This is a genomic window from Clostridia bacterium, from assembly GCA_036562685.1.
Classification (GTDB): Bacteria; Bacillota; Clostridia; order Christensenellales; family DUVY01; genus DUVY01.
In genome coordinates this window covers 1-5,794 of the sequence record DATCJR010000021.1, presented here as the reverse complement: position 1 = coordinate 5,794, position 5,794 = coordinate 1, and the positions used below count along the sequence as shown (strand labels likewise).

6 protein-coding genes are annotated in these 5,794 nt (G+C 37.5%); all 6 read right to left on the bottom strand.

Annotated features, from left to right (window positions below; genetic code table 11):
* Positions 1 to 12: 12 nt before the first annotated feature.
* Positions 13 to 1,272, bottom strand: a complete 1,260-nt coding sequence (gene obgE, locus VIL26_00850) for a GTPase ObgE (protein ID HEY8389493.1) — start codon at positions 1,270 to 1,272, stop codon at positions 13 to 15.
* 52 nt (positions 1,273 to 1,324) lie between these two features.
* Entirely contained in the window at positions 1,325 to 2,716 is a 1,392-nt protein-coding gene (gene gltA, locus VIL26_00845; GenBank protein ID HEY8389492.1) for an NADPH-dependent glutamate synthase, read from the bottom strand.
* An 11-nt stretch (positions 2,717 to 2,727) separates the two neighbouring features.
* Positions 2,728 to 3,558 carry a sulfide/dihydroorotate dehydrogenase-like FAD/NAD-binding protein gene (locus VIL26_00840; GenBank protein HEY8389491.1) on the bottom strand — a complete coding sequence of 277 codons (831 nt, stop codon included), beginning with the start codon at positions 3,556 to 3,558 and terminating at the stop codon, positions 2,728 to 2,730.
* Complete coding sequence (gene nth, locus VIL26_00835) at positions 3,533 to 4,174, bottom strand: endonuclease III (GenBank protein HEY8389490.1); 642 nt, start codon at positions 4,172 to 4,174, stop codon at positions 3,533 to 3,535. Before nth ends, VIL26_00840 begins: the two co-directional genes overlap by 26 nt.
* Positions 4,175 to 4,269: 95 nt before the next feature.
* Positions 4,270 to 5,244 (bottom strand): NAD-dependent epimerase/dehydratase family protein, encoded by a 975-nt coding sequence (locus VIL26_00830; GenBank protein HEY8389489.1) that lies wholly within the window; start codon positions 5,242 to 5,244, stop codon positions 4,270 to 4,272.
* A gap of 145 nt (positions 5,245 to 5,389) precedes the next feature.
* Positions 5,390 to 5,707, bottom strand: coding sequence for an MGMT family protein (locus VIL26_00825; GenBank protein HEY8389488.1), 318 nt, complete (start codon positions 5,705 to 5,707; stop codon positions 5,390 to 5,392).
* Between the last annotated feature and the right edge of the window lie 87 nt (positions 5,708 to 5,794).

The following is a 5,794-nucleotide window of genomic DNA, read 5'->3' as shown; positions in this document are numbered from 1 at the left end:
TCAAAGTCTTTACTAATCAAACCATTCAAATTCGGTGTCAAGCATTCTTACTGTATCGCCGTTTTTGATGCCTTTTTCTTTTAAGGCTTTGTTTATGCCCAACTCATTTAAAGACCGTTGAAAATACGCCAAAGAGTCTGGATCGCTTAAAACTACATTACGCGCAAGATTTTCTACCATTTTGCCGCTTACAAGATAATAGCCCTTTTCCAAAAGCTGTATTTCAAAGGTGTTTTCTTCAAGCGATTCTAGACTGGTTTCAGCTTCCACTTCAAGTTCAGGTGCTGGCAATTGCTTTAATTTTTCTGATACAGCTGCCAATAATTTATCTATACCCTGCCTTGTTGCAGCTGAAATTAAGATAATATCATCAAGATTTGTCTTTTGCTTGAATTCCTCAACTTTGTTTAAGTCTTGCAGGATATCTGATTTGTTAAGAACTGTTATTTGAGGCAAATCAGCCAATTTATCCAAAAAATTAGATAGTTCTTTATTGACGGTATTATAATCGTCAACAGCGCTTCTGCCTTCGATTTCAGAAATATCTACAAGATGTATCAACAAGCGAGTTCTTTCTATATGTTTCAAAAATCTGTGTCCAAGCCCTGCGCCTTGAGAAGCTCCCTCTATAATTCCCGGAATATCTGCCGCCACAAAAGAATAATCACCATATTTTACGACACCCAAAGAAGGAGAGAGCGTAGTAAAAGGATAATTAGCAATCTTAGGCTTAGCCTGGGATATCATAGACAAAAGAGTGGATTTTCCTGCATTTGGATAGCCTATTATACCTACATCGGCAATAAGCTTAAGTTCAAGTATGACGGTATATTCTTTTGTAACTTCTCCGCGCTGTGCAAAATGCGGCGCTTGTCTTCTGGATGAGGCAAATTTTGAGTTGCCGCGTCCGCCGCGTCCGCCGTGAAGTATGATTTCTTGTTGTTTGTCTTTAACAAGATCTGCTACTACTTTGCCGTCCAATGTCTTTACGACAGTTCCGCAAGGCACTTTTATTATCAGGTCTTTTCCGCTTTTGCCTGTCTTTCTGCCTGTTTCGCCGCGTTCACCATTTTCTGCTCTAAAAAATCTATTGAATTTGAAATCAACAAGAGTATTCAGATTTCTGTCTGCAACAAATACAATATCGCCGCCCTTGCCGCCGTCTCCGCCGTCAGGACCGCCATTGGGAACATAGCGCGCGGTAAAAAATGATACTTTTCCGTCTCCGCCGTTTCCTGCTTTTATTACTATTTGTGCATAATCTATAAACATAATTTTTCCTTACTGTATTATTAACAAAATCTGTAATTATAGTTTCAAAAAATTATTTGCTTGCATTAGCTTTTTCTTTTAGTGTCTTTATAATCTCAGCGGCCGCCTTTTTGCCGGCACCCATTGCCAAAATTACTGTCGCAGCGCCAGTCACAGCATCACCGCCAGCATAAACATTTTGTACAGTTGTCATGCTGTTTTCATCAACAATCAAAGTGCCTTTTTCGGTCGTTTTCAATGCTTCATAACTTCTATGCAAAAGCGGATTGGGACTTGTTCCGATAGCAACTATAACAGTATCGCACTCTATTACATAATTAGAATTGGGTATTTCTTTAGGTCTTCTTCTTCCGCTTTGATCAGGTTCGCCAAGTTCGCACTTTAGACATTCAAGTCCTTTTACAAAACCGTTTTCGCCCAAAATTTTGATAGGCTGAGATAATAATTCAAATTTTACGCCTTCTTCTTCGGCATGATGCGCTTCTTCAACTCTGCAAGGCATTTCTTCACGCGAACGGCGATATACAATAAACACTTCTTCCGCACCAAGTCTTAAAGCTGTACGTGCAGCATCCATAGCGACATTGCCGCCGCCCAAAACCGCTACCTTTTTGCCATGCCATACAGGAGTATCATATTGATCATCATAAGCTTTCATCAGGTTAACTCTTGTAAGGTACTCGTTGGCAGAAAATACACCGTTTAGGTTTTCGCCTTCTATGCCCATAAATTTAGGCAATCCTGCACCGCTTCCAATAAAAACTGCATCATATTCTTGCAGTATTTCATCCATTGTAATCGTTTTGCCTACAATGGTATTAAGTTCAAGCTTAACCCCGAGTTTCAAAACCTTGTCTATTTCTTTTTGAACTAAGACTTTGGGCAATCTAAACTCTGGAATTCCATAAATAAGTACGCCCCCTGCTTTGTGAAAAGCTTCATAAACGGTAACTTCAACTCCACCCAAAGCCAAATCTGCTGCAGCAGTAAGACCTGCAGGGCCTGCGCCGATCACCGCCGCTTTTCCTATCTTTTCTTGAGGTACTTTTACTTCGTCATCAAAATGTTCCAAAGCATAATCAGCAGTATAGCGTTCAAGCGAGCCTATAGCTATCGCCTGACCGTCAACACGCTTTCTTAAGCAATTCTTTTCACATTGTTCTTCTTGAGGGCAAACTCTTCCGCAAACTCCAGGGAGATTGTTGCTTTGTCTTATTATATCTATTGCGCCTTTTTGATCGTTAAGCGTAAGCTGCTTAATAAAAGCAGGAATATTGATATTGACAGGACAGCCCTTTATACAAGGTGCATTTTTGCATTGAAGGCATCTTTGCGCTTCCAATACCGCTGTTTCGTCATCAAAGGTACAGCTTACTTCTTCAAAAGTCTTTATTCTATCTAACGGTGCAAGTTCTTTTTGTTTTTGTCTATCGCGTTTTACCATTTTATTTCTCCTTACCTCTTCTCACCAGTCAGACGGCATATATGCTCAGCTTCATAATTCTTATATATTTTAGAACGGTTAATCGCTTCATCCCAATCAATCAGATGTCCATCAAATTCGGGACCGTCAACGCAAGCATACTTTGTAACACCGCCTACAGTAACACGGCAGCATCCGCACATTCCTGTACCGTCAACCATCAATGTGTTCATGCTGACTATTGTTTTTATATTATAATTTTTGGTCAAATTGCAAATTGCTTTCATCATAGGAACAGGTCCTACCGCAAACACAACATCATAATTGCCGCCTTGTTCAATGCGTTCTTTCAAAACATCAGTTACAAAGCCTTTTCTTATATAACTTCCGTCATCAGTTGTTAGATAAAGGTTTTTGCTGACTGCTTTGAATTCGTTTTCATACAAAATCAAATCTTTATTTCTTGCGCCTATTATTACATCGCAAGGTCTGCCCAAAGCCTTAAACATTTTGGCCTGAGGATAGACATCAGCACAACCTATTCCTCCGCCTACTAATACAGGATTGGAATATGCGTCAAGATGAGAAGGTGTTCCCAAAGGTCCTGTAATATCGCTGACGCTGTCGCCTGCTTCAAGTTTTGCTAACTTCATAGTAGAAGCGCCCAATGTCTGTATAAGCAAAGTAAGTGTTCCTTTTTGGGCATTGGTATCGCAAATAGAAAAAGGGACTCTCTCTCCTTTTTCGTCAACTCGCAATATGACAAACCGTCCTGCTTTGGCATGACGAACGACTTTGGGAGCATCAAATATATATTCAATAATATTTTCTGCAAGTTTACGCTTTGATAAAATTTTGTTCATAAAAAGCACATAACTCCTTTACACAACATACTTCACATTTTGGATTTCTAGCATGGCATACTTGCCTGCCGTGCGTTATAAACAAATGATGTGATTTGGTCAGTTGTTTGTTATCTAATAAATTTACTATATCTGTTTCTGTTTTTTCGGGCGTGGTAGCATTGCTAAACCCCAATCTATGCGAAACTCTAAAAACATGGGTATCCACCGGCATAGCCTGCCCGCCAAAAGCCACCGCATAAACTACATTGGCTGTTTTTCTGCCTACTCCCCTTAAACTCATAAGTTCTTCACGAGTATTTGGAACTTTGCCGCCAAAACGCTCAACCAAATCATGAGATGCACTTTTTAGGCTTTGGGCTTTGTTATTATAAAAACCGCAAGAAAAAATAAGTTTTTTTATTTCTTCTATGTCGGCTTCCGCCATCTTTTGAGGCGTGCCAAAGCGTTCAAATAGTGCCGGTGTAACTTTGTTTACGCGTTCGTCTGTACATTGAGCACTCAAAATCACTGCAACAAGCAGCTCAAACTCATTATTATATCTAAGAGCTGTACTTGGAATGCCGTAATTTTGTTCTAATATATCTATAATTTTTTGCGCGGTATCTCTATCCATTTTTATTCATTATTCTAACACACTCTAAATGGATTGCAAGTCTTTTGCATAATAAATCAATAAAGTTTTTATAAATACAAAAAATTACCAATCAATTATCGCTTTTTGAGCCAATTGACTGTATCAATCAATGTTTGACTAAGATCTTTTGGATTAAAATTCAAATCATCCTTGGCCTTTTGTATATTAAAATCACAATTCCTTCGTAATATTGAAATAGAATATGGGTTAAAAACTGCTGTTTTTCCAAATAATTTCATAAATATATTAGATAAGAAAGCAAAGGACAGCACCAAAAAATATGGAACACGAATATATACACTATTAGTTTTTGCCGCATTGCTTATCAGCTTGGCTATTTGCTTAATATTTTGTTTTTGGTTGGCTAAGATATAATCATTGCGGTGTGTTTCTACCGTCATTGCGTTTTTTAACGCATCCGCCACGTCTTCAACATCCACAAAATTATATTCACCCTTAAAATAAAATTTCAGCCAAAACTTTGATTTATAGTATGAAATTATCTTTTTTGAATACGAACCTTTATAATCTCTAGGACCAATAACAGCGGAGGGATAAACAGCTATTATGTCAAGACCTTGTTCTCTTCCCTTTTGTATTTCTCTATCCGCCAAAATCTTAGTATAAGCATATGCACCGTCAACGTCCTTTATATCTGCATGGACTTCGGTGATCTTTCCTTGCTTAGGAGTCCATAATGCTTCAACACTGCTTGTATAGATAAGTCTTTTAACACCACAATTTAAACAAGCATTAATAATGTTTTGGGTACCCAAAACATTGGTGTCATATAACTCTTTTGTAACCTTTTTGCCTAAGCTTATTAATGCTGCTGTATGAAAAACATATTTACAGCCTTTTACAGCGTTAAGTACATCTTGATAATTTCTTATATCGCCTATGACAATTTCGCCAGCAAGGTCTTTTATATAATCTATGTCTTTCTGACTTCTTACAAAAATCCTAAGATTATCCTTGCCATATTCTTGGGCTAATTTGTACAGCAAAGTATTGCCTATATGTCCTCTAGCCCCTGTAATCAAAATCATAATTTAACTCCATAAAATATAAAAACATATAAATTATAACATCAAAAAAATTTACTGACAATAATCATCAAATGGTAAAAAAATGTATGATTACATATTAGATATCTATAAAATAAAGAACTTTTGCACTTAATTAAAAAAGTTTTTATATCTCTTTTACCCAATCCATATAAATATCCAAATCAACGTAACCGTCATCGCTAACCTTAACTCCTTCATGTTCAAGAAGCTGCTTTTGAACTTGGATTCCGCCAAAAGCAAATGCAGGGGCTAGCCGTCCTTGACGGTTTACTACTCTGTGACAAGGGATGTTTTGGGGATCTGGATTATGATGAAGCGCATAACCTACTACACGGCTTGCTCTTGGACTTCCAGCCATAAAGGCGATAACTCCATATGTACAAACCTTGCCTTTGGGAATACGCTTTACAGCATCATATACTCTTTGATAAAAATTATTCATTTAAATTACAAAACAAATCGTCTAATTATATCTATTATCAAAACTATTATGCTTAGTGTGATTAATCCAATAATAACATTTCTATAA

Bases quoted from the DNA above. Each gene is read 5' to 3' on its own strand.
- obgE (HEY8389493.1), bottom strand. From the start codon at position 1,272: ATGTTTATAGATTATGCACAAATAGTAATAAAAGCAGGAAACGGCGGA.
- gltA (HEY8389492.1), bottom strand. From the start codon at position 2,716: ATGGTAAAACGCGATAGACAAAAACAAAAAGAACTTGCACCGTTAGAT.
- VIL26_00840 (HEY8389491.1), bottom strand. From the start codon at position 3,558: ATGAACAAAATTTTATCAAAGCGTAAACTTGCAGAAAATATTATTGAA.
- nth (HEY8389490.1), bottom strand. From the start codon at position 4,174: ATGGATAGAGATACCGCGCAAAAAATTATAGATATATTAGAACAAAAT.
- VIL26_00830 (HEY8389489.1), bottom strand. From the start codon at position 5,244: ATGATTTTGATTACAGGGGCTAGAGGACATATAGGCAATACTTTGCTG.
- VIL26_00825 (HEY8389488.1), bottom strand. From the start codon at position 5,707: ATGAATAATTTTTATCAAAGAGTATATGATGCTGTAAAGCGTATTCCC.